21 protein-coding genes and 2 pseudogenes are annotated in these 22,138 nt (G+C 55.0%); 7 read left to right on the forward strand and 16 right to left on the reverse strand.

Features of this window, described 5'->3' with window-relative positions:
* Positions 1 to 1,258: 1,258 nt before the first annotated feature.
* The 4 genes from KTT_RS24790 to KTT_RS24805 form a co-directional block, all read right to left on the reverse strand.
* Complete coding sequence (locus KTT_RS24790; protein WP_126594032.1) at positions 1,259 to 2,227, reverse strand: SUMF1/EgtB/PvdO family nonheme iron enzyme; 969 nt, start codon at positions 2,225 to 2,227, stop codon at positions 1,259 to 1,261.
* 82 nt (positions 2,228 to 2,309) lie between these two features.
* Positions 2,310 to 2,939 carry a hypothetical protein gene (locus KTT_RS24795; RefSeq protein WP_126594033.1) on the reverse strand — a complete coding sequence of 210 codons (630 nt, stop codon included), beginning with the start codon at positions 2,937 to 2,939 and terminating at the stop codon, positions 2,310 to 2,312.
* 16 nt (positions 2,940 to 2,955) lie between these two features.
* Complete coding sequence (locus tag KTT_RS24800) at positions 2,956 to 5,043, reverse strand: hypothetical protein (RefSeq protein ID WP_126594034.1); 2,088 nt, start codon at positions 5,041 to 5,043, stop codon at positions 2,956 to 2,958.
* 226 nt (positions 5,044 to 5,269) lie between these two features.
* On the reverse strand, positions 5,270 to 5,506 hold the full coding sequence (locus tag KTT_RS24805) for a hypothetical protein (protein WP_126594035.1): 237 nt from the start codon (positions 5,504 to 5,506) through the stop codon (positions 5,270 to 5,272).
* Between the two features lie 848 nt (positions 5,507 to 6,354).
* Here KTT_RS24805 and KTT_RS37750 point away from each other — a divergent pair.
* Positions 6,355 to 6,468, forward strand: a pseudogene (locus KTT_RS37750) (IS3 family transposase); the annotation flags it as partial.
* A 95-nt stretch (positions 6,469 to 6,563) separates the two neighbouring features.
* On the opposite strand, the gene KTT_RS37200 reads toward KTT_RS37750, so the two are convergent.
* On the reverse strand, positions 6,564 to 6,731 hold the full coding sequence (locus tag KTT_RS37200; protein ID WP_235845536.1) for a hypothetical protein: 168 nt from the start codon (positions 6,729 to 6,731) through the stop codon (positions 6,564 to 6,566).
* 95 nt (positions 6,732 to 6,826) lie between these two features.
* On the opposite strand from KTT_RS37200, the gene KTT_RS37755 reads away from it, so the two are divergent.
* The gene (locus tag KTT_RS37755) at positions 6,827 to 7,141 is read left to right on the forward strand and encodes an integrase core domain-containing protein (protein ID WP_371864888.1); all 315 of its coding nucleotides are present in this window, start codon (positions 6,827 to 6,829) and stop codon (positions 7,139 to 7,141) included.
* A gap of 577 nt (positions 7,142 to 7,718) precedes the next feature.
* Here the strand turns inward: KTT_RS37755 and KTT_RS37760 are convergent.
* Together KTT_RS37760 and KTT_RS24825 are read right to left on the reverse strand one after the other, a co-directional pair.
* Positions 7,719 to 8,555, reverse strand: a pseudogene (locus tag KTT_RS37760) (protelomerase family protein); the annotation flags it as partial.
* 33 nt (positions 8,556 to 8,588) lie between these two features.
* On the reverse strand, positions 8,589 to 9,416 hold the full coding sequence (locus KTT_RS24825; RefSeq protein ID WP_160145540.1) for an AAA family ATPase: 828 nt from the start codon (positions 9,414 to 9,416) through the stop codon (positions 8,589 to 8,591).
* Between the two features lie 140 nt (positions 9,417 to 9,556).
* On the opposite strand from KTT_RS24825, the gene KTT_RS24830 reads away from it, so the two are divergent.
* Complete coding sequence (locus KTT_RS24830; RefSeq protein ID WP_126594039.1) at positions 9,557 to 10,840, forward strand: hypothetical protein; 1,284 nt, start codon at positions 9,557 to 9,559, stop codon at positions 10,838 to 10,840.
* An 82-nt stretch (positions 10,841 to 10,922) separates the two neighbouring features.
* Here KTT_RS24830 and KTT_RS24835 read toward each other — a convergent pair whose 3' ends face one another.
* Both KTT_RS24835 and KTT_RS24840 read right to left on the reverse strand, forming a co-directional pair.
* Entirely contained in the window at positions 10,923 to 11,384 is a 462-nt protein-coding gene (locus KTT_RS24835; protein WP_126594040.1) for a hypothetical protein, read from the reverse strand.
* Between the two features lie 115 nt (positions 11,385 to 11,499).
* Positions 11,500 to 13,095, reverse strand: coding sequence for an ISL3 family transposase (locus KTT_RS24840; RefSeq protein ID WP_126594041.1), 1,596 nt, complete (start codon positions 13,093 to 13,095; stop codon positions 11,500 to 11,502).
* 176 nt (positions 13,096 to 13,271) lie between these two features.
* On the opposite strand from KTT_RS24840, the gene KTT_RS24845 reads away from it, so the two are divergent.
* Complete coding sequence (locus KTT_RS24845) at positions 13,272 to 14,483, forward strand: IS256 family transposase (protein ID WP_126599298.1); 1,212 nt, start codon at positions 13,272 to 13,274, stop codon at positions 14,481 to 14,483.
* Positions 14,484 to 14,814: 331 nt separating this feature from the next.
* On the opposite strand, the gene KTT_RS24850 is transcribed toward KTT_RS24845, so the two are convergent.
* From KTT_RS24850 to KTT_RS24875, 6 genes are all read right to left on the reverse strand, one after another.
* Positions 14,815 to 15,594 (reverse strand): SDR family NAD(P)-dependent oxidoreductase, encoded by a 780-nt coding sequence (locus tag KTT_RS24850; RefSeq protein ID WP_126599871.1) that lies wholly within the window; start codon positions 15,592 to 15,594, stop codon positions 14,815 to 14,817.
* Positions 15,595 to 15,768: 174 nt separating this feature from the next.
* The gene (locus KTT_RS24855; protein WP_235845858.1) at positions 15,769 to 16,239 is read right to left on the reverse strand and encodes a peroxiredoxin family protein; all 471 of its coding nucleotides are present in this window, start codon (positions 16,237 to 16,239) and stop codon (positions 15,769 to 15,771) included.
* A 329-nt stretch (positions 16,240 to 16,568) separates the two neighbouring features.
* Complete coding sequence (locus KTT_RS24860; protein ID WP_126599873.1) at positions 16,569 to 17,240, reverse strand: peroxiredoxin-like family protein; 672 nt, start codon at positions 17,238 to 17,240, stop codon at positions 16,569 to 16,571.
* A gap of 248 nt (positions 17,241 to 17,488) precedes the next feature.
* Positions 17,489 to 17,803 carry an anti-sigma factor family protein gene (locus KTT_RS24865; protein ID WP_218031003.1) on the reverse strand — a complete coding sequence of 105 codons (315 nt, stop codon included), beginning with the start codon at positions 17,801 to 17,803 and terminating at the stop codon, positions 17,489 to 17,491.
* Between the two features lies 1 nt (position 17,804).
* Positions 17,805 to 18,434 (reverse strand): RNA polymerase sigma factor, encoded by a 630-nt coding sequence (locus tag KTT_RS24870; protein WP_218031004.1) that lies wholly within the window; start codon positions 18,432 to 18,434, stop codon positions 17,805 to 17,807.
* A 405-nt stretch (positions 18,435 to 18,839) separates the two neighbouring features.
* Entirely contained in the window at positions 18,840 to 20,084 is a 1,245-nt protein-coding gene (locus KTT_RS24875; RefSeq protein WP_126599877.1) for a DUF7482 domain-containing protein, read from the reverse strand.
* A 361-nt stretch (positions 20,085 to 20,445) separates the two neighbouring features.
* Between KTT_RS24875 and KTT_RS37205 the strand changes: the two genes are divergently transcribed.
* Together KTT_RS37205 and KTT_RS37210 are read left to right on the forward strand one after the other, a co-directional pair.
* Positions 20,446 to 20,763, forward strand: a complete 318-nt coding sequence (locus KTT_RS37205) for a hypothetical protein (protein ID WP_235845859.1) — start codon at positions 20,446 to 20,448, stop codon at positions 20,761 to 20,763.
* Positions 20,760 to 21,365 (forward strand): IS630 family transposase, encoded by a 606-nt coding sequence (locus KTT_RS37210; RefSeq protein ID WP_235845860.1) that lies wholly within the window; start codon positions 20,760 to 20,762, stop codon positions 21,363 to 21,365. The genes KTT_RS37205 and KTT_RS37210 overlap by 4 nt, the downstream gene beginning before the upstream one ends.
* On the opposite strand, the gene KTT_RS24885 is transcribed toward KTT_RS37210, so the two are convergent.
* Positions 21,366 to 21,548 carry a hypothetical protein gene (locus KTT_RS24885; protein ID WP_126599879.1) on the reverse strand — a complete coding sequence of 61 codons (183 nt, stop codon included), beginning with the start codon at positions 21,546 to 21,548 and terminating at the stop codon, positions 21,366 to 21,368.
* A gap of 143 nt (positions 21,549 to 21,691) precedes the next feature.
* On the opposite strand from KTT_RS24885, the gene KTT_RS24890 reads away from it, so the two are divergent.
* A complete protein-coding gene (locus KTT_RS24890) occupies positions 21,692 to 22,039 on the forward strand; it encodes a winged helix-turn-helix transcriptional regulator (RefSeq protein WP_126599881.1) in 348 nt (115 codons plus the stop codon).
* Positions 22,040 to 22,138: the final 99 nt, after the last annotated feature.

The following is a 22,138-nucleotide window of genomic DNA, read 5'->3' on the forward strand; positions in this document are numbered from 1 at the left end:
GGGGGCAGCGCTCTCCTGCTGTCGCAGTCGCTCGGTCGATTCGCTGTCGCTCATCTTGCAGTCCATCATTGTCTTACCATGTTGCAGTATCACTTGCCACCATTCCACTTTATACATACTCATATTTACACTCTCCATGCACATCATTCTACTCACCTCTTTTCGGTGCTATACGAAGTATCATCGGGGGTTACTCTCTCCCCCGAGGGGTATCACCCACAAAAATCGCTGAGAGCACTTTTTTCTCCGTCTGCGTCCATCAGTACCCTTCTCTTTTCCACAAGGCTCTCAGCAGTCTCTCAGCGCGCCGATTGAATCACACGCACTATGAGGGCCGCGCTGTCGCGCTTCCTCTCTCACCTGGAAGAAATATCCTCATGCCTTCTTTATCATGCCTCCAGCGACACGCACTTCTCATGGGTGAGAGCCGCCAACTGGCCCTTTTTTTCTCGTGACAGCCAGTAACCAGACGCATTGATTCCATCCAAACAGATTGGTGCTCCAACCGCTCCACGCCTTGCATTTTGGGGTGTGTTCGAGAGGAGTACTCTCCTCTCGATCCCCACATATCTCTCCCCCTACTCTCCAGCCCTCTCTCTGCATCTATGTCATCCTCCACTCCTTTCGTTCTCTCTCCCAATCACACGTCCACAGCACTACCCAGGCTCCCCCTTCATCGTGTCTGCCTCTTCGTTCGTCTCTCTCGCCAGGGTGAATCCTTGCAACGTATCGTGTATCGCTCTCCCTTGTCTCTCTCATGACATCACTCTTCTTCCAGCACTGTTTGCCGTGCTCTCGCTTCCATGCTCATATCTTCTCGAGGATGGTTCTGTGACAACAGAACCATCCCTCCTCCCGTCTCAGGGAGTCTTTCTAAACAGAGGCCAGTGGGCGCATTCCTGCCAGCCAGGCGCATAGCTAGCCGTATCTGGGAGGGGCAACGTGTCTCACCAACAGGCAGAGGTGCTCTCTGGGAAGCCATAAGCAGGAGCAAAAGACAGGCAGCCGCCAGAGCGCGCGGCAGGGCCGTCATAGCAACAGAGGGAGCCACGGGGCTACGTGGGGCCAGTGAGAGCGCTCCTCTTACCCGTGAAGGGGCGTCTCATGCGCTGAGAAGCGGCAGGAAGGCAGGAAGGTGGGACGTGTGCTGTACGGCAGCAGTCGGGGCAAGATGCGCGTCCTGTAGCGTTCTCGCAGAGAGCAATCGCCACAGCATGGGAAGCACAGCAGGCGAACGCTGGCTAGGCTGTAGCATTCCTCAAGCCAGAGGAAAAGGAAGATCAAACACACGACGAAAACAGGGACCGAACACCCCATTATTCACCTGCTTATCAGTCAGTCGGCACGCATAGGCAGAAGCGTGCGGCAGCGATGATGCGAGTACCCCTTCACCGCTACAGGCCAGTGCACCTCCATCACCTCCTCGCATCATACTGGGATCCTGACAATATTCCCAACGATACGAATCCGTCACGATCCTCACGCCAAACGCATTGTGAGCCGGTGGATCCACGGGGCGATCTTCTCCAGAAGCAAACGGTCCATCTCCCCAATAAAAGAGACTCCGAGCACCGGCCGCACAGGCATATTCCCATTCATCCGCACTGGGCAGACGGCATCCCTGCTGTTTCAGAAACGCCACTACGTGACGATGTGGCAACGCACGATGGATGGAGCGCGTGAAATAGCAGGAGTCCTTCCCCTTCCAGCGATACCGCTCGTAGGTGAGCACTGGCGCGGGAAGCACCTGCTCAGCTTCTTGCGCGATTGTTTCCAGCAAAAACGGGGCCAGGGTGACCGTTCTCAGTGGGAGCAGGTGTTCCGCCAGTTCGGCCGCCAACGCATTCTCACCCATGGGGATAATCTCTCTCACCAGAGCGCCATCCAAAGTCACCCGTTCCCCATGCAGGCTCAGCATTCGCGTGTCCCACCAGTCACGCACCAGTTCTTTATCGGGAGCAAGAGGCGCCCTGCGATCATAGCCCAGTGTCACGGTCCCACCGGGAAGCAGCGCATACGTCACTGCTGAGGATGTTGAAGGCGGCCTCCAGGCAAACAACGCAATCGCATGTCGTTGGCCGCCTACCTCATACGTCTCCACGCCCATCAACTCCCATAGCGACGGCAGCCGTTGCTCGACCGCATGGGCCACGGCTTCACAGTCCGTCAGCGAGCACGCATCCCACAACGCCACCTCCTGCAGCACGCGCGCCATCTCCTGATCCATCTCTGTCCTTCCTTTCTCGAACGAAGGCCAACTGGTTCCTTTTTGGGTATCAACAGATCACCGTGTCTACGCACCAGCGAGGCTACGGAATCGTAAAGATGCTAAATTCCCGGCCACCCGTGGCTGACACAACGCCTTCGTTTTGTTCCTTGGCTAACGCTATCAGCGCACCACTGACATCACCGGGTTTCCAACTGTCGCCCTGTTGGGGCTGCGCGATGCGTGAGAGCAGCGTGGCGGCCGTCCAGCCATCAGGCAGTTTGCCCGTTACCCACCCCGATTTCGTGGCGTCGCTGATGGTACGGATCGTTTGAAACAGCACGTCCCAGCGCACGTTTTTTCCGGTCTGGGCGGCCAGATCCAGCAGTTTCTGCAGCGTGGCACTCCCCTTTTTCACGCGGGCGGCGTACTGCGTCTCCCCCTGCTTTGTCTTGAATTCACGAATGCCTTTACGCACGCTGGCCACGTTTCCGCTCTTGGTTTTGCGTCGCTCTGGCAGTGTCGCGGGCCTGGTGCCTGGCGCCGTCCCTTGCAGTTGCTGGAGGACCGGGACGTATTTGGCAAGGGGTTTTTGGCGCTGGCCCGGACTGGGATGAATCGCCTGCCGGATGCTCGAACCGTTGATCCCCAACGAGCGCCCAATTTCAGCATATGTCCAGCCCCCGGCCAGTAATCCCGCGATCGCCTCGGCCGCCGGTGTCATCTCTGCCATGGTTTCTTCTCCCTCATTACCGGTCCCGTTCCTTCTCTTGTTGCCGCTGCAGCAGATCCAGCGCTTCGTAGGTATGCGGGGCGTTCACCGACTGCCGGATCGCCCACTTCAGCCGCAACGTGCCTCGCTTCGTGTTCGTGTTCCAGTCCGGGTGTTCCTCGGTCAGCGCGATCGCGTCCGTGCGGATGGCAATGATCGATTCCCGTGGCAGCGTCAGCGCGGCCTTGATCATTCTGGCACGACAACGCGCCCACACCTGCGCCGCCCATTCCGGGTGATCAAACTGCTGGCTGTAGCCTTCCGTTGCCGCCGGCACACTGTACCACACCGTCGTATCGTCAATCTCCCGGCGACTGCTGTATCCATCAGGGGCCGGCTCGTCTATCCCAAGGATGTATGTCACGTTGCGGCTTGACCGGTTGAACGTGCCAATGCCATGCAGGACAATATTACGGATCCCACCGCGCACCAGCTGATAGAGTCGGGCGTCATCGGGGGTTTCCAAAGCATCGCGTTCCACCTTCTCGCGCAGGTTCGCCAGCTTTTCGACCAGGCCGTCCAATGGCTTTTTCTGTGTCGAGGCTTTCTCCGCCTTGAAGACAATCCGCTCCAGGATCGTGATACGCCAGACCGCAAAGCCCTCTTCGATACTTGCGTAGGCGCTCGAGAGCACGTCCAGTTCGGAGCCGTCCACCCACGTCTCATAGGTCTGGCCAGCAGACTCTGCTCCGGGGAAACTCCAGGTGTGTCGATCCCTCTGGTTCCCGGTGATAGCATCGCGGGGTGTCATGAACAGGCCCAGATGCTGCCAGTCGGTCGGGATCGTGTAGCGGATACGGTAGCGTGCTGCCACCTTCCCGGCGTATTCGTTGCGGCTGTCATGGATCGCCAACTCCGTCGGTAATCCCCACGCCAGCGCACTGTACATGAAGATGCCGTCGTAGTAGTACAGGCCAGGCAGACGCTTCAGCTCCGGCAAGGTGCACAGCTCAATCCGGCCCTGCCCCGCGTGGGACCGGATCGTCTCCCGGATCGGGGCCGGCAGTGGCGCAAAGCTGCGCTTCTGGAGGCGATTCAAACGTGTCCACAGCGCCTGGAATGTCAGCGCTGGCGTGGCGTACGCGCTCGCTTCTTCTCCAAAGGTGGCCTGCAGGTACCTGCTCAGCAAGCGGATCGCTTCGTAGGCTTCGGTCGCCGTACACTCGGTCCCGAACCACGAGAACACGTGGCGAATCTCCAGCTCCTGTTCGCTGCCTCGCCGTCGGTAGCGAGCGACGGTTTCCTCTGGACGCTCATCGGAGAGATAGTGCCCGCGCGCACCGGTCGTGTACCGCTGCCGCAGTTCCCTCGCCAGCACCCAGCCCTCATACGAGCCACTGGTATCCGTCGGCAATTCCCCACAGAGCCACAGACGCACCTGGTTCGTATCACCCAACTGCGGTACCGCCGCTAACACCTCCGATAACGAGGCCTGCGCCCCGAAGGTGAAACGCTCACCGGCGTCCGTCATTCCCTCCCCGCGGCGCACATCCATATACGCGATCAATCGCCGTTGGCGACGTGCTGACACACCTGCCTCTGTGGCTCCTGCCGCCTCATCCACTGCATCCTCCACCACCGACACAACCAGATCTGGCTCACGCACTGGATCACCATGACGTGCACGATCCATCGGTGCATCCCCACCTGAGCTTGGTGCAGCTCGTCGATCTCCCTCCGCTGGTGGTTCCTTCGTCACAGCCTCTTGCTGCTTCTGCTCTGGCTCCCGCCGCGCTTCCTGATGCACTGTCGGGCTACCAGCCATCTCATGGGCCTCCTGTGGTGGCACGTCCATTCCCTCTTCCTCCAGCAGACGCTGCTGGGCCGCTTTGGCTGCCTGCTGTTTGCGATACCCTTTCACGCGGGGATGATATTCATGCCCCCGCAGCCACTCCCAGAAATCCGGATGATCCGTCTTGATCAGCCAGGCGTCTCCCGACCGATACGCGCTCCGGCCCAGTACGCCCGCCTTCGCCGCCTGTGTGAGCGTCGTCCGGTGAATCCCATAGGCTGCTCCTACCACCGTCGCCGTCTGCACGGGCTCCCCAAATTTCTTTCGCTCCATCTCCGTTTTCGATTCTCCCTCTGTTCATCATACGATGCACTATTCATCAGACGTATGCTCCTCTCATCCATCCACATGGACAGGACTTCTCTCCTCCGACTTGCTGGCCTATCTGTACTCTTTCATCCACGATCTCTTGTGCTTTTCTTCGGTACACGCCCACACACTCAGGATCAGCCAGAAACCTCTCTTTGAGATGCGCCATTGCTTTCCCTCGGAAGATCACTCATCTTCCACATTCTTCCTTGGTCAGCCCTTCCAGCACCGGGCATTTCCCCAGACAATCAAACCCATTCCCGGCAATCTCAACCGCCTCAAACGCGATCGTCTCCTTCCAGGCTCCAAACGGCGTCGGAGCAGGCGGATACGCCATCGCATCCATCACCTCCAGGTGCCGCCCATCCCTATCCACCTTCACCACATACCCATACCGCAGCTGTCCCTGCTCATCGCGATACTGCACCTACCACCCATGGCCTCCCTCAAACTCCAGCGGATGCACTCCCACCTCATGGATCACATACATCCCCGCTGGACGCAGCTCGATCCGTCGGTTCATCATACCCGTCCACTCCTTTCCTTCGTGCCTTCGCAATTAAATACATTCTATGATTTACTATAGCATTATATGATGCATTATAGCGGAGAGATTCCTGCCTGTCAAACCCCTTTCCTTCTCCCGCGCTCCTCTTTCATACACACAAAAGGAGAGGTACCTGCTCGATACCTCTCCTGTCTTCTGGCTCCTCTGCTTGCCTTTTCCCTCTCTTCTCACCCTCGCCCATAGACCAGGTGCTCCCACGCTGCCTCCACTACCTCCTTCCTCACCACCTCCGCCTGCGGGTTCATCTGCACGATCCTCTCAATTTGCATCAATACATGCTTTTGCCGTTGAAAATTTCCCTCCCTTATCCCGATCATCGTCGCCAGCGCTTCTTGATCTACCTGCAATTGAACGGCTGTGTGATCTGCTCGAAGTGAATCGCAGTTGGTACTACGAGCGTTTGGGCCAGCTAGATACGGATCCGGAAGCCATTGCGCTGCGAGATAGGATTGAGCACATCATCCTGCAGTTTCCAGGTATTAGCGCCGACGTAATTACGAGCCGGTTTAGGGCTGAAATAAATCCTTTCTTAGACAAGAAAGAAATAACCATTTTTTTCGCTTCAATGGCACAAAAATTCTCTGAGCAGGCTTCTCACGTGGTGTCAAGGGGAAGCGCAGCGGCCTTGATACCACGTGAGAAGCCTGCTAAACTCACCCTGCCATTGAAAGAAAACGCCTCTAAATCGGCTCGTAATTACACCGGCGCTGACACCAGGCTATGGATACCGGCGCGTAACCCGGAAATTGCATCGGCAAGGATGGGGTGTGAACCACAAGCATGTGCTTCAGATGATGCGCGAAGAATCCTTGTCGTGTCATCTGAAGAAACGTTTTGTAATCATCACCACGGATTCGTGTCATGGGTTTCCCGTCTATCCCAACCGGCTCGCAGATGTTCTCCTTTCAGCCCCGGATCAAGCCTGGGTGGCGCCTTTACCTCCATCCGTTTGCAAAATGCGTTTGTGGATCTGGCGTGTATTCTGGATGCTTACTCCCGCCGCTGCGTTGGCTGGCACCTGTCCCGGGATATGACAACTCAGCTCACTCGCCGTGTCCTTCAGCACGCCCTTGCCGAACAGCACCCGCTCCTGGTCTCATCCATCATTCCGATCGAGGTGTGCAATACGCCAGCCGAGCGTACGTGGAGCAGCTTGAAGGCATTGGCGCGCAGATCAGCATGTCGGCGGTCGGCAATCCCTATGACAATGCGAAAGCGAAAAGCTTTTTTAAAACACTCAAACAGGAAGAAGTGTATCTTAAGGAATACTGTTCTTTTGAGGAGGCGGAGCAGAATTTGACCGAATTTTATGCCTCTCTCCAGCGTCACCGTCCACACAAGTGGGAAGGCGAGAAGGGTAGTCCTCTTCCTGATCCTCCGGCGACATGCGCCGCAGGCCTTCCACAAGCTCCATCACGAACACAGGTGCATGCTCAATCAATGTTGCCAGGGTATCGAGAATCTCCGCTGGGGGATCATTCTCGATCACATTGACCTGAACCTCATAGATAAAGCAGGCCAAAAGATGGGGGAGAGAAGCATCTTCCTTCCTCTCTTGCACCTCCTCTCGAGTCACAGCCGTCTTTTCGTCCATTAGAGGTGGGAGCGAAAGCGTCTCCAGATCATCCTTCACTGGTCGCTCTCCTTCTTCCTCATCTCTTGGTTGAAACTCCTCTAACACTCTCACACCTGGCTCTCCCAGTTTGATGCCCCGACGCCGATCAATGGTGCCATCCTTCCCGAGAATCACCGTTGACAGCGAGAGGCGCAAGACTTCCAGGTCCTCCGCATCCCAATCATCATCCATGTTCGGATCGGCCGCGAGGGCAGCCTTTACCTCCTCCAGTGTCCAGACATGGCCAGGGGGGAACTCCTCGTCTGGCTTGTTTGCTTGAAATACAGAAAGCACTTCGACGCCTGGCTCTCCCAGCCGAATGCCGTGTCGCTGGTCTTCCACACCGTTTGTATCCATCACCACATACTCCCGATATCCAGCAGCAAGGGCCAAAGTGAGACGTTCCTCTTCAGACGTCGCTTCCAAGATCTTTCGATGATACTCAATGGTGGCCATATAGACCAATGGGTCGACGTTGGTCGGGCAGTATAACCAGGCCGCCAGTTGCGGATACACCTCATGGGCCAAGCGCTTGTAGGCATTGCGCTCTTCAGGGCGTAGAGGCACCAGGCTCCAGGCCTGTTTATAGGCCGCCTCCTGGATCTGGGGCCGACACTGCTGGCTGATTTCTCGCCGTCGCAGACCCTGAAAATGCTTCCCAAAGTACTGGCGCACACGATCAACTGCCGCAAGCACCACCTCCACACGCACCAGGGTCGGCACCTCAAAGGGCACACACAGCACTTCATACACGGTCATTGGAGCCGCAAAAAGCAGGCTATAGGCACTTTTCCTCGTGAAATGTCCCGTGTGCAGAATCTCAACGATCCCTCGACCAGTAGACAGGCCAATTCCAACCACCAACTCGGGCCATGCCTGGCTTTGCAACAACTGCTCCACTTTTTTCAGCACATCCCAGGGGCGCGCAAGAGGCAGCGGACGCTCACGACGCGTCTCTACCTTCTCCTCGCGGGGCATCTGCATCTGGATCCATTCCTCGGTCGAAAAGTTGAGGTATTTGAGGGCCAGGTGCTCCTTCTGACTCGATTTGGGATTGTACCATCCATTTTCCTCCGTGAGTGGCAGCACCTCCCGAATACGGTTCCGCGTTTCGCTTAACGGCTTCTGCAACGAGATCGCTCGCTTCAAACTTGGCCGCCGACGCCACACCTCCAGTTCCTCTTGACAGATCCGTTTCATCTCCTCTTCCTGCTCCACCCCAATGGCTGCCAGCCTCGGCAGCAACACCTCCCAACGCTCTTCTAACCACGTGCTTGCCATGCTCCTCACCATCCTTGCGTACGACGCGTCCACGCCAACAACGCACTAGCGCTTCTTGCGCAAACGCTGCACATTCTTTTGCGTCAACAGGCGATCTCCTGCCTCTTCTATCACCTCAGCCGTCACCACATAGGTCCCATGACGCAGAAGCAAATAATCCAGATGGCAGAGTACCAGGTACATCTCCTGAAAATTGCCCTCCGTCTTCTGCACAAAGGCTTCGGCTGCTCCTTCCGAGAGCGACAACCCCATTTGCTGAATCTGCTGTTCCAGCAAAACGCATGTCTCTGGTTTTCCAAGGGCCCCAAACGCATGCAGCACCCCCACACGCGATGACAGAGCTGCCATCTTCTGCAACCGCTCGGCACTTCCAGAACGGCCCAGCAAGACCATTCCTACGCGACTCCGATCAAAGACATCCCGCAGCACCTCCAGGCCCGCCTGTGAGAGGCCATCGACTTCATCCACCATCACCACACCCACTCCATCAGGACGAATCATGCCTGACATCGGCCCGCTCTCTTGCGCCACCGCACTCGCATGATCAGCAATCATCTGCAGGCCCCACAGCAGCAAGGCCAGATCTTGCTCAATACTCTTGGGCGTGGACGTCGCCTTCGGGCGATAGTAGGCCGTTCGTGGCATCGGACACTCCGCTGGAAAGGCCACCCCCTGGGCCATCAACAACCGCTCAAAAGCTGCCCACTGAGCATACTCTCGCGCCGCCCACGTCTTTCCCACCCCACGATCTCCCACACACACCACCAGATACCGATACCGACGGGCAGCTTCACATACCTGCACAAAACGACGATATTCCCGCGTCTGCTCAAACGTGGAGAAGGGGATCTCCAAGCCGTGCTCTTCTCCCACACGCAGCACTGACTGCCCGGCTGGCGGTCCCCCCTGGCTCCTTTCAAGTATAGGTTTTTGGAGAAGGAGGAAAAAACCTGGCGAGTCATGGTTTTCTGCTATAATACAAAACGATTTCCACATCATTTGTAGGAGAAAACATGAATCGCCATCATTTATTATCGCAATGGTCGGACCAGGTGTCAACGGCCTTTCCTCATCTTCGCTCATCGCAACTCAACGGGCTCGTCCTCTGGAGCGTTGGCATGACGCTGCTGGGCGCTTGTGGATGGTCGCAGATCAGTGCTCTGCTCGCGTGTGTCCTGGGTCAATCCGAGGACGCAGTAGCTCAACGTTTACGGGAGTGGTATCTGGATGCACATGACAAATGCGGTGACAAGCGACGGGAGATCGAGGTCTCCACCTGTTTTGCTTCCCTGTTGCGATGGGTGGTGCGCTGCTGTGGACCTCACACGCGCCGTATGGCACTGGCCCTTGATGCCACCACCCTGGGAGAACGCTGGACAGTGCTCTCGATCTGTGTGGTTCTTCGCTCCTGTAGTATTCCAGTGGCCTGGAAAGTGTTGGGGGCGCATGAGAAAGGGTCCTGGCGACCGCATTGGGAAGGCTTACTCGCGCATCTGCACGGGTGTGTGCCTGGAGAGTGGTTCGTGATCGTGATGGCTGATCGCGGACTCTATGCCCAGTGGCTCTATGAAGGGATTCGCACCTGCGGCTGGCATCCCTTCTTACGGATCAACGGCAACTGTAAAGCTCGACGAGTTGGCTCAGACGACTTTGAGATGATCGCGCAGTGGGTGCCCACACCTGGTCTATCGTGGAAAGGGCGTGTGGAGTGCTTCGCGAGCAAGCAGGCGCGGGTCAACGCGACGGTGTTGGTGCATTGGGAAGAAGGCTACGAGGGTCCCTGGGTCGTGCTGACGGATCTGCTTCCGCAGGAGGCTGAGGTGTGTTGGTATCGCATGCGCACCTGGGTCGAAACGGGGTACAAAGATTTCAAGCGGGGACTCTGGGGATGGCATCACAGTAAAATGACGCAAGCAGGGCGTGTGGAGCGTTTGTGGTTGGCGATGGCAGTTGCCCAACTGATGAGTGTGAGCATGGGGTGTGTCGCTGAAGAACAGCAGCGAGCGGCAAACAGTGAGCAGGAGTTGCCTGCAAGCCATATTGCGCGCAAGAAACGCTGCAGGCCCAACCATCAGCCGCGAGTGCGTCGATTGAGTTGTGTGGTACGCGGGCGGTTACAGGTGCTAGCAACCGTGCTCAATGACGAGCCGTTGTTGCAGGGGCAGATGCTCGATGAGCCATGGCCGCAAGACATGCAACCACCCAGAAAGCTACCAAGCGCCTCAGAGCGACACAAGCGGGAGAAGAAACAGGAGCGTAAGCGCCGAGCCCGAGCTCGTGAACGGGCCAGCGCTTAACGTTCCCCAAAAAACCTATACCTGTAAGCCCCCTGGCTCCCCTGCAACCCTCTCTCGGCAGTTCTCGTTTTCCTCTCCCCGTTCATCCTCCCCCGCTCCCTCCCGCGTCCACATCCGCAGATCCAGGGATCCTGGCAATCACGTCTGCTCCTGCTCCATCCGCACACAGAGGATGTCTGACGCTCTCACCACGCTCGACGTCGCCAACATCCTCCGCGGTGATGCGACGACGGTTCACCGCTGGATCCAGCACGGCAGGCTCGAAACCATTCGCCCAGGGGCAGATTCTATCCTCCCGCTCCCCTGTCTCCCGCACACCCGCGCAGACAAAAACTGTTCGATATCGTATAGGTTTCTTCAGAAATGCCGCCTCGGCGCAGGGTGGCGCAACGTCATGCCGGGGAGCGTAGCGCGCCGCTGCCCGTTCATCCTCCTCCCCTGCCTGCAGGTTCTCCCAGCAGATACCATGGGGCCGCGCCACCATCCGAGGGAAACGCTCCCGTTCCTGGTAGCAGGCTCCTCCACCATCACAGTGCTCACACACACCACCCTCCCCCGGTGAAGAGCAACGCCAGGGGGCTCTGCACCTGCCCCTGATCTCCCTGGTCCTCGTTCGAGTGTGTAAAATATTTTGGCTCTTCCGCACTTTCCGTGCTCCATCATCCAGCTTTCAAAACCTTTTGGCGTAAGAGCGGGAAACCACCTCGCCCATACATGGATCGCTTTATATATTTCAATTTATTTATTTTTCCTTCGACAGGTCCATTGCTGTACGGAAGAGTGAACGCTGCGTGGAGAGCAGAACCTTCTTTTTCCAAGCCCTGAGCAAAGGTCACCAGGTCGCTAATCCCGCTCAGTTGGCAGTCCCAGAGCCAGGTATCCAGTGGTTTGGCGTTGTGCACTGTGAGCATCACGACAAATTGTTGGACTAATCCATAGGCTGTTTCGATGCTTGGTACTTTTCGCAGCAGAGCAAGGGCCTCTCGTTCTTGCTTCTCCAGATGTTCAGGATTGTGAAGAAACAGCCAGGCAAGATGGCGCGGAGCCAGTTTGTTTGTTCTCGTCTGCGTGTTTTGTTGCGTTTGGTCGGCTGCCTCAGCTCTCTCGTCCTGTTGAAGTTGAACCCAGCGGTAGACCATCATCCAACTACCAGTAAATCCACGCTCTTGCACATCCTTCCATAACTGGTCGATGGTGCGGCATCCTGCTTCCCAACGCTCTTGCAGATATGGGCGATATGGGTCAATCGCGCTCTTGGTGCGAGGAACTCGCTGAAATTCAGGAAAAGTGGAGGCCTGAACAAACTTGCGAACCGTTTGCCGGCTGATCTGGAGTTGTCTGGCGATCCCCTGAATAGTCCCTCCTTGCTTGGATAACTCCACCACCTGATTGTAGAGTGCCAGGCGTCGGTTTCGTGAGCCCTCGGAGCGAGCTCGCTCGCCACTGGTTCTCTTCTGACGCGGCGCAATCGTCAAGCTGATTTCCGCTCTTACCTCCTCTGGCATTTGGGTATGACTGAGAAATCGCTCGACAGCTTCCCGAAGATTTTTTAACAGATGCCAGCGATCTATGACTTGTTGGGCTTGTGGTGCGCCTTCAGTTGCCCCACGTAGGTAGTCCTTGGAACGATCTCGGCTGATAATTTCGACGCCTGGATGCTTCCTGAGCCAGTCGGCAAAGGTTTCTGCGCTCCTATCTTCCAGCACATCAACTGGTTGGTGACTTTCTAAATTGATGAGGATCGTCCCATAGGTGCGCCCGCGTCGAAAAGCAAAATCGTCCACACCCAGGATTCGGGGCGTTGGTGACGGTGGGGCCTTCTTTTTGGCTCGTCGGAGAAGTGTATCGGCGCTCACTGGCATGGCTAATTGCTCGGTGAGTCGTGAGCCTGCTTGTCCACTGAGAACAACAGCGATGCCATCCAGCAATGTTGCTAACCGAGTCGTTTGCCGGGCTGAAACGGGAAGACTAGGCAAGCGTTCGGCAAAGGTTTGTCGCTGGCAAGTGTGATTCAAGCAGCGGAAACGCCGCACTCGTAAAACAAGCTGGACAATGTGACCGCTGACCGGCAAGTCTTGTGGTGAGCGTGTGTAATAACTATGGATATGAGACGAAACGTGTTGGCAAGATGGGCAAGCCGCTGTGGGACTAGTGGCACAGGCCGTAATAGTTAGGATCTCCCTGATATGTGTGATGTGTTGAATGGCAAAACCGGATAACGAGAACGGAAGCATTGGCAAGAAGGAGCACCTCATTCATGATTTTATTGGAGGCAAAACAATTTCCCTCCATCTTTTTCTACGAATAGGGGTTGCAAGCCCAGCACGGAAAGTGCGGAAGAGCCAATATTTTGTGTAAATAATACGTAATACGTGATACGTAAGACGTAACGTATAATAGGATGAGGAAGATGGAAGAAGAGAAAAAACGTATGACCATTCGACGCGAACTCATTGATGAACTGCTCAAAGAATGCAGCGATCCGAAACAGCTGCTCGCTGAAGGCGGATTTCTCAAACAACTCACTGGCGCGTTGATCGAACGCTGTTTGGAAGCAGAGATGGAAGAACATCTCGGCTATCCTAAGCATGGCAAGCGCACTGAAGAATGCACCAACGTCCGCAATGGACGCAGCCGCAAAACCCTCAAAGGATCACAAGGAGTGGTGAGCATTGACATGCCACGGGATCGTGATGCCAGTTTTGAGCCTGTCTTGATCCCCAAGCATGAAACACGGCTGGAGGGCTTTGACGAGAAGATCCTGGCGCTCTACGCCCGTGGCATGACGACCCGTGATATTCAAGCGCAGATCCAGGAGCTCTATGGTGTTGACATTTCAGCCACGTTTGTCTCCAATGTCACCGAAGCCGTGCTTGATGAGGTGCGTCAGTGGCAGAATCGCCCGCTGGAGGTGCTTTACCCGATTGTCTACGTGGACTGCCTGGTGATCAAAGTACGGGAGAACCAGCGCATCATCAATCGCGCCCTCTATCTGGCTTTAGGGGTCAACATGCAGGGCCAAAAAGAATTGCTTGGAATGTGGTTAGGCCACAACGAAGGCGCCAAATTCTGGCTTTCCGTGTTCACCGAGTTGCACAATCGGGGACTCAAAGATATGTTTGTCGCTTGTGTGGATGGGCTCACTGGCTTGCCCGAAGCCATCGAAACGCTCTATCCGCAGACCCAGGTCCAACTGTGTATGGTGCACATGGTGCGCAACTCGCTCAAATATGTGTCCTACAAGCACCGCAAGGAGGTGGCCGCCGACTTGAAGCAGATCTATGCCGCCGCCACGGAAATGGAAGCGGAATTTCAGTTAGAACTGTTTGCAGAGAAATGGGACCCAAAATATGCGAGCATCAGTAAGTTATGGAGAAGCCACTGGAGCCATGTTATCCCGTTGTTTACCTATCCAGAAGATATTCGCAAAGTCATCTATACCACCAACGCAATTGAGTCAGTCAACATGTCATTGCGCAAGGTGACACGGAACCACCGCATGTTCCCCTCCGAGGAAGCCGTCTACAAAGTCGTGTACCTGGCCATGTTCAATATTGCCAAAAAGTGGACCATGCCCATTTACCATTGGGTGCCAGCGCTCAATTGCTTTGCTTTGCTCTTTGGGGAGCGTTTTCCCCAATAGAGCAAAATACATACACAAAAGTCTTGACAGACTCATTTATGTGGCACAACCTCTTTTATCTCTCTCTTGATATGAAGCTCACGCACATGAGTTTTACGCCATTTTATCTGGCGCGATCCCGCCATTTTATCTGCTCATTCACACTACGTGCTCATTTGAGCAATCTTCTCGCTGTGTAAACGCTCATATCAAAGGGTTTATCCAAAACAAACTATTCTGTTTGACAACCGTGGGTAAAGCATGGAGAAAAACGATGCTTTCTCAGGCTTTTATAGTGAGATAAACCAAACCCTGAGAAAGCATCTTGCAGAGAACAAACGCCCTTTCGTACTTACTGCTTGAGCAATTCTTGCCCTTGTTGGTCGTAGATACTGACAATCTTACCGGTACTCTCTCCCCGGAGCAGATTGACGACAAGACGCGCCGGTTGAGATGGCTCAAGCAATGTGCCTTGCTCATACAAGCCTTTGAAACGATCATAGATTTGCTGCCCGACTTGTTCTATCGGTAGGCCACGAATATGTGCCTGCATCGCCGTATCAACGGCACCCGGGTGAACGGCATTCACCGTCACGCCTGTTTCTCGTAGTTCAGCCGCACTATTGCGAGTGAGCATCTCAAGCCCTGCTTTGCTTGTCGAGTACGCACTGCTGTTCTCCATCCCAGTTCCAGTTGCTGCCCCTGTTGAAATATTGATGATCCGTCCCCAACCGCGTTCAAGCATCATCGGGAGACAGGCATGCATCCAACGAAACGCTGCGATGAGATTGATGTCGATAGCTTGCGCCCATGCATCAGGATCAATCGTTTGAATAGAGCCAATTGGCTCGACGACCCCTGCATTGTTGACCAGAATAGCAATCGGACCAAGCTCTTCCGTGATAGCTGCGAACGCATGAGTGATCGCTTTGCCATCCGAGAGGTCACTCCTGATGGCAAAGCTCCGCCGTCCTGTTGCTTGTATTTCAGCGGTGACCTGCTCGATCTCTCCCTGAGTACGCGCTAGCACTGCAACATTACAGCCCGTTTGCGCCAATGCAAGCGCGATAGCACGCCCAATACCACGTCCGCCACCTGTTACCAAGGCAACTTTTTCCTGCAACTCGTTCATGATGCAATCCCTTCGTTATCGCTTGAAAGCGAACGTCGTCAGTTCTTCCAGCGTCATCTGGATATGACCTGGAAGATACGATGTCCATAGTACAGAGAGATGTTTAGACGCTTTTTATACCAATGGGTGTGAGGACACAGATGAGAGTGCACTCACACCCTGTTGTCCGTGTGTCTAGTGCTGCATATATTTGATGAAATTGATGGTGTCTGCAGCAGCAAGACGACCAATCGCACCACTGGAATAGACAGAAACCGCAATGGTGCCATCGGGTCGCAAGACGAATCCAGTGGCCTGCAAGTAGAGCGGGTCTTCGTTGAGAGAGGCTCCTATCTTCTGCGCGATGTCGTGAGCATCCAGGCCATACAAGACCGGAAAGGTGAGATGATGCTTTGTTACCGTCTCCTGTGCCTTTTCAAGCGGGTCCACAGACAGAGCGATGACCTCGGCTCCTATGTCATGAAATTGCTCTAAAGCACGCTCAAAATCCATCAATTGCTGTCGGCAATACGGACACCAGTGACCGCGATAGAACAGCAATACCGCCCATTTGCCGGTTGTACTCTGGGGAAGCATCATTTCACCACCACCAACACGCAAAGCCGTAATCGTCGGGAAGTGCTGATCGTTTGTTAATCGCATCATGTTCTCCTGCATTCTAGTTAGTCAATTACCTTTTTATGATGATAAAAAGTGGTTTGTGCCATATGCTACAAAGTGCGAACCCCTGTTTCCAATCGTTGGAGTTTTTGTTCCAGCAGGTCAGGTGAACGCGAGCTATTGGTCAACAGGTATGTGCCTTGAAGTGACGAAATGAGATCAACTGCTCAATCTTTGGCCAAGCCGCGATTGATCACGTTCTACTGAAGAGAGAAATCCAATTTTCAAGCGCAGAGAAGAAGAAAATGGGCAAGATCAACCTCAGTTATATGGCACATCATCTGTTTCCGACGAAAAACACTGGTAGGCCTATGCTACTTATGAATCAAGTGGAGCGCATCAAGAATCTCTGCAGGCTCCAGGCGATGGGTATAATCTGCATCAACAAAAGCGAGCTGGATCGTGCCATCTTGCGCAATTACAAATGTTCCCGGCATTGGGAGTTCCCAGGAGGAATCCCCATTGTACGCTTCCAGGTCGTTGTCAAAACGCTGATAGAGCGTGCGTAGCTCCTCAGACATGCGAAACACCAGGCCATACGCGCGCGCCACCTGATTGCTTTCGTCGCTTAACACTTCAAACTCAAGCTGCCATTTTTCCGCAGTCGCCAAGGAATGATCGGGCGTTTGGGGAGAGATGGCCACCAGGGTCGCTCCGCGCTGCTGTATCTCGGGCAGATGTTTTTGATAGGCGCGCAGTGTCAGATTACAGTAGGGGCACCATGCTCCTCGATAGAATGTCAGGACTACTGGTCCTCGGGACAGCAGATCAGAAAGCTTGAGGATCGTTCCCCTCGCATTGGGCAATGCAAAATTTGGCGCTGCCTCCCCTCGTTGTTTCGCATGCTCAGCAATCCCTGATTGGACAAGCGCCGCGGTGTTTTGCTGGAAGATCGCACGTATTGCAACGGGCGTCTGCGACGTTTCTTGCAGTTTCTGGATGCTGCGTTGCAGTTCCTGCTCAAAGGGCACGTGTTCTCTGGTCATCGTTTTCTCCTTCTCCTCTTCACATAGGAGAGCATCCTAATCGGGACACTCCCCGCTTAAAACCAACAAACACGTCGCCTGTTGGTCGTCTTCATATGGCTCGCTTTTTCCGACTCAATGCGGGGTTCCTGTCCCATCGTGGCAATCACAGCAGCAATGAGCCATTTCGGCAGCATGCATATGCTCAGCATTCACCACGATAGATAACAGCCCCCCTTCTTCGCCACATGACCCATCAGCGACGCTCTCTACTGTTCATCTTGTTTCCACTGCCGAAAGATTCGCAGCACATCTGCTTTTCTTTCCGGATCAACCGGCTCTGGCGTGATCTGGCGGATCATGCGTATGGTCAAACGCATCTGTTCTAGATAATTCGCGCAGCCAGGACAGCCTGCAAGATGCTGCTCAAATTGGAGGCGCTTCGCTGGGGCCAGGACCCCTTCCAGATACTCCGTCACCAGTTCCACGACTTCCTGACAGGTGAGCCTCCGGGTTAGGGTTCCGTTGGCCATCCTTTTTTTCGCTACCAGGTATGCGAACACTTTGCGAAACCAGCGATCCATGTCATTTCTCCTTTAGGGTCTCGTGCTCAGTGAAGGATCGCTCAAGGGCTTGGCGGACTTTCGCGCGCGCCCGATGAAGCAGTACTCTCTGATTAGACTCAGAAATATCGAGAACGTTACAGACTTCTTCTGAAGTCCACCCCTCAAGGTCGCGCAAGGTGAGAACGGTCCGTTGGCTCGCGGGTAACGCTTGGATGGCTGCGACTAGCTGTCGATGGGTTTCTTGTGAAAGGAACCGTTCCTCAGGCAGTTCGTTCCAGTTTGCTGGAAGACTTGTCCAGGCTCCTGGTGACGGAGAATCGAGCGGCGAGAATCTGCCGGGATCTACTGTCGGTTCATTTAATATGACGTCTGGACCCAGGAGCGAAGAGAAGGGAACTGAGCGTTTCTCACGTAAGGCGCGGGTTTTGGCACAATTGATGAGAATGCGAGAGATCCAAACTTTGAGCGATGAGCGCCTCTCAAAGTGCTTGAGTCCCCGCAGGACTCCTATCCAGGCATCTTGAACGACATCTTCCGCGATGGCACGCTCGGGAACATACAGCATGGCCAAACGAAGCATGGTCGTTTGGTAACGATCGATCAACGCCACGAACGCGTCCTCATTCCCTTTCTGAAGCAGGTCTATCAATTGCCACTCGTTTGAACTCAGGAGCAGTTTTTTCTCGTGTAGCATCCCTCTTTGCTTTCTAACTGGCGGAATAGTGGATATGTACAACGCTAGCAGCGAGACTTCCTATCGGCTTGGTGCACAAGCGAGCAGTACTATCACCATCCATCGTCTCGCCAGAAGATCGTTGGCATTGGTGGATGGCCATCGGCCCCGCTCTTCAGTACCACGGTTCTCTCGTCGCCAATTTTCAGTCGGAAGAGCGCAACTGTGGTAGCACAGAGCAAGCGAGAGAAACATGGGCATGCCTCAAGCTGACACACGTGGCGGGGCTCCTCGACGATCGAGGAGCCCCGCCACGTGTGTCAGGAGGATCAGATTCGAATCCTCTCGTGGAGGGAAAAATGCCATGGGAACACAGGTTGTCTAGGGGTTGGTTGGGGCCTCATTCAGAAAGGCAATCGGCGGGCAGTTGATGACAATCCCCACTGAGCCAAACGGTGCTCCTCCTGGCCCGGTGATCAATCCCTGATTGACCAGATTGAGGATGTCGTTCTCGTCGGTCTGGCGGGTGTTGAGACCCTGAGACACCGCAGCGTTTGTCCACTGGCCCAGTTGCAAATCCCAGGCAGGGCTATACGCATTGGCATGCATGGGATCGGCTAAGGTTGGAAAGTCCCCCTGCACGTTGAGCGGGTCGGCATGGTCGATCGCTTTCCCTGTCCCAATATTCTCCGGAGTTGCGTCGAGGGCTGCCCCCGTATCCAACAGGAGATGATTAAAGCCCTGGGCCTGTGGATTCGTGGCGCCAGTCTGGCCATTGATGAGCCCAAAGATGCGTTCCCGCGCTGAGCCCAGGAAATCATCTCCGCCCAGGAACGACAGCTTGTTGAGGACTGGAACATAAATGGCCCGTTCAAGCGTGGCTGCCAGCGGCGTCGAAGCATCGGTGCTCAGATACAGGATGGGCTGGTGGGCATCAAACCCATTGACCAACAGCAATTCAACGGTTCCTTTCTGGGTATCAATGCCCACCACTCGATCATGTGTGTTCGTGTGATGGGAAAGATCAAATGGCCCGTTCCCCACGGCCACGATCGGTGCATTATAGATCACAGGAGAACCGAGAATGCGGATAAACGGGGAATAGCCAGGGCCTGCGACGGCACCCGGCTGTGCGACGACGGGCGGAAAGGCGTTAGGGGCAGGGGCCGCTTGTAGTTGGCGGGTTGGACGGAAATCAGGAATCCCGGCAAAGTTGACAATAGCATCGCCGAATTTGTTATTGGCCGGCGTGGTGAGAGTGACATTCTGCACACATTCGGGGCAACCGACCGGGACATTGGCCAGTTTCGGTGCATAGTTCGCCCCCAGGTCATGCGCGAGACCAAAGTCTGAGGCATCTGTAATGATATACCAGACGGTTTGGCCCTGGTACTGGCCCCGATGCAAAGGAAGGGTTGCGGTGCCGCGCGTCAGGTCAATCTGAAGTGTGCTCTTCACAACGAATTTGCTCGGATCGAGCAGCGTATCACTCAACTGCAACCTGGTGGTGCGTGTGGACGCTCTGGCATGAAGCAAAGGCATAGTCAGGGCGGTCACGACAAGCGCCAGCGCAAACAGCCCCAGGGCGATCTGCCAGACGCGCCGGACAGGGATAAAACGGGACATGTGAATTTCCTCACTTTTCAATTTGGTAAAGGTTGTCCATACTCATACTCTCAACAGTATGTCAGGTTATTGTGTAGCCCGAACGCCCAAAAGATTCTTCCCTCAGCCTCTTAACATGCGAATAGGGAGAACGAGTATGCTGATGGGAAGCATCTGTTCAGGTACACTCTTTAGTCTCGACAAGACCACGTTTCGTTACAGGGGAGGGATGCAAGTGGCTGTATTGCAAAAAGAAACCTCATCTGGTAGGATCAGGCAAAAAGAGCATAGGCGTCAAGTTAAGACTAGAGCAATGTACATAAGGTTTGAGCTATGATAGACTGCATGTATGAAAGCCTACTCACAAGATTTACGACAATGAGTGCTGCGAGCGATCGATGCCGGAGCGAGTCAAAGCGAAGTGGCAGAAACCTTCGCTATCTCCGTGGCAACCATCAAACGCTACCTCAAGCAACGACGAGAGACCGGTCATGTCGAACCCAAGAACATTCCAGGTCGGCCTGCGGTCAAAGGAGCCGTGTTGCAGGCTCATTTGCTCATCCAGTTACAAGCCCATCCCGATGTGAGCCGGGAAGAACATTGCAGGCTTTTCAAAGAGACGCACGGGATCGAGGTCAGCACAGCCTCAATCACGCGTGCCAGACAGGCCCTTGGCTGGACTCGAAAAAAAAGTCGTTGAGGGCCAGCGAACAAAAAGAAGCAGAACGTGCCGCTTGGCGCACACGTGCCAGGAGCCTGAGCAGCCGCGATCTGGTCTTTGTGGATGAAACGGGTTCCCATATCGCCATGACCCCGCTGTATGCATATGCCCCCAGAGGGCAGCGAGCCATCGGCAAGGTGCCCCGCAATTACGGCGCGACGATGACTCTGATTGCTTCCTTGTCTCTCTCTGGCATAGGAGAAGCCATGATCCTGGATGGGGCCGCCGATAGCAGCGCCTTTGAGATCTACATTGAACAGGTCCTTGCCCCCAGTCTCAAAGCTGGACAAATCGTCATTCTGGATAACCTTTCCATTCACCCGGGGCAGAAGGTGAGGATGACGATCGAAGCGAGAGGATGCCAACTCTTGTTTTTGCCTGCCTACTCTCCTGATTTTTCGCCGATTGAAGAAGCGTTCTCCAAAGTGAAAACCTTTTTGCGCCGACAAGGAGCTCGCACGCGTGAAGCTCTGCAAGAGGCAATCGCCCAGGCGTTGGACTTGGTCACTGAGGCTGATGCTCTCGGTTGGTTTACTCATTGTGGCTATCCACTTCCTTCTTTTGATGAGGTGGCTCAATAGTTATGTACAGCGCTCTAGAGGACGAATACGACTGCTGAGGTGAGGATTCTGATACAAGGTGCGAAACAGCTTGAGTGGTTCCATCAGCGAGCCTGCTAGCATCCATTTGGCCAAGGCGGCGGCGACATCCGGGCCATAGGGTGGCGCAAGTGGGGCAATACGAGGAGGGTGGTCGAGAGACATGGGTCAACTCTTTTTCCTTCACGCTTTTTGGGGTGACTGCCAGCCTTGTCTCCTGCTCAAAAAGGTGGTAGACTATCACTGCTACGAATTCCGTAGCAGTGATAGTCTACCACTTCGGAAATCGAAGCACAAGAGGTATTCAAATGACGCTGCCGAAACCGGGAAAGCCCGTCTGGGGATCGTGGACGGGGCGTCCAATCATGGCGCTACTTGACCTGCTTGGACGCCGATGGGCCCTGCGTATTCTGTGGGAACTGCAGGATGGAAGCGCTGGCTTTCGAGCCCTGCAAGACCGCTGTGATGCGATGTCTCCCAGTGTGCTCTCCCAACGGCTTAGCGAATTGCAGGAAGCAGGCATTGTTCAGCAGAATGAACAGGCAGATTACACGTTGACTCAGGAAGGAGCCATCCTTTTGCACTCCCTTGCTCCTCTCAACGACTGGGCTCTGCGCTGGGCGGAACGCGAACGCGTGCCTCAGGATGAGCAGTGAAGGCGTCTCTCGGTGCTCGCTTTCTCTGCATTTGGAACAAGAAATGGACCACCATTCTCCAGTTTGCGGAAACGCTTGAGCCGTTGGGCTCACACGCCT

The sequence above is a fragment of the Dictyobacter aurantiacus genome (assembly GCF_003967515.1).
In the GTDB taxonomy this organism is placed as follows: domain Bacteria; phylum Chloroflexota; class Ktedonobacteria; order Ktedonobacterales; family Ktedonobacteraceae; genus Dictyobacter; species Dictyobacter aurantiacus.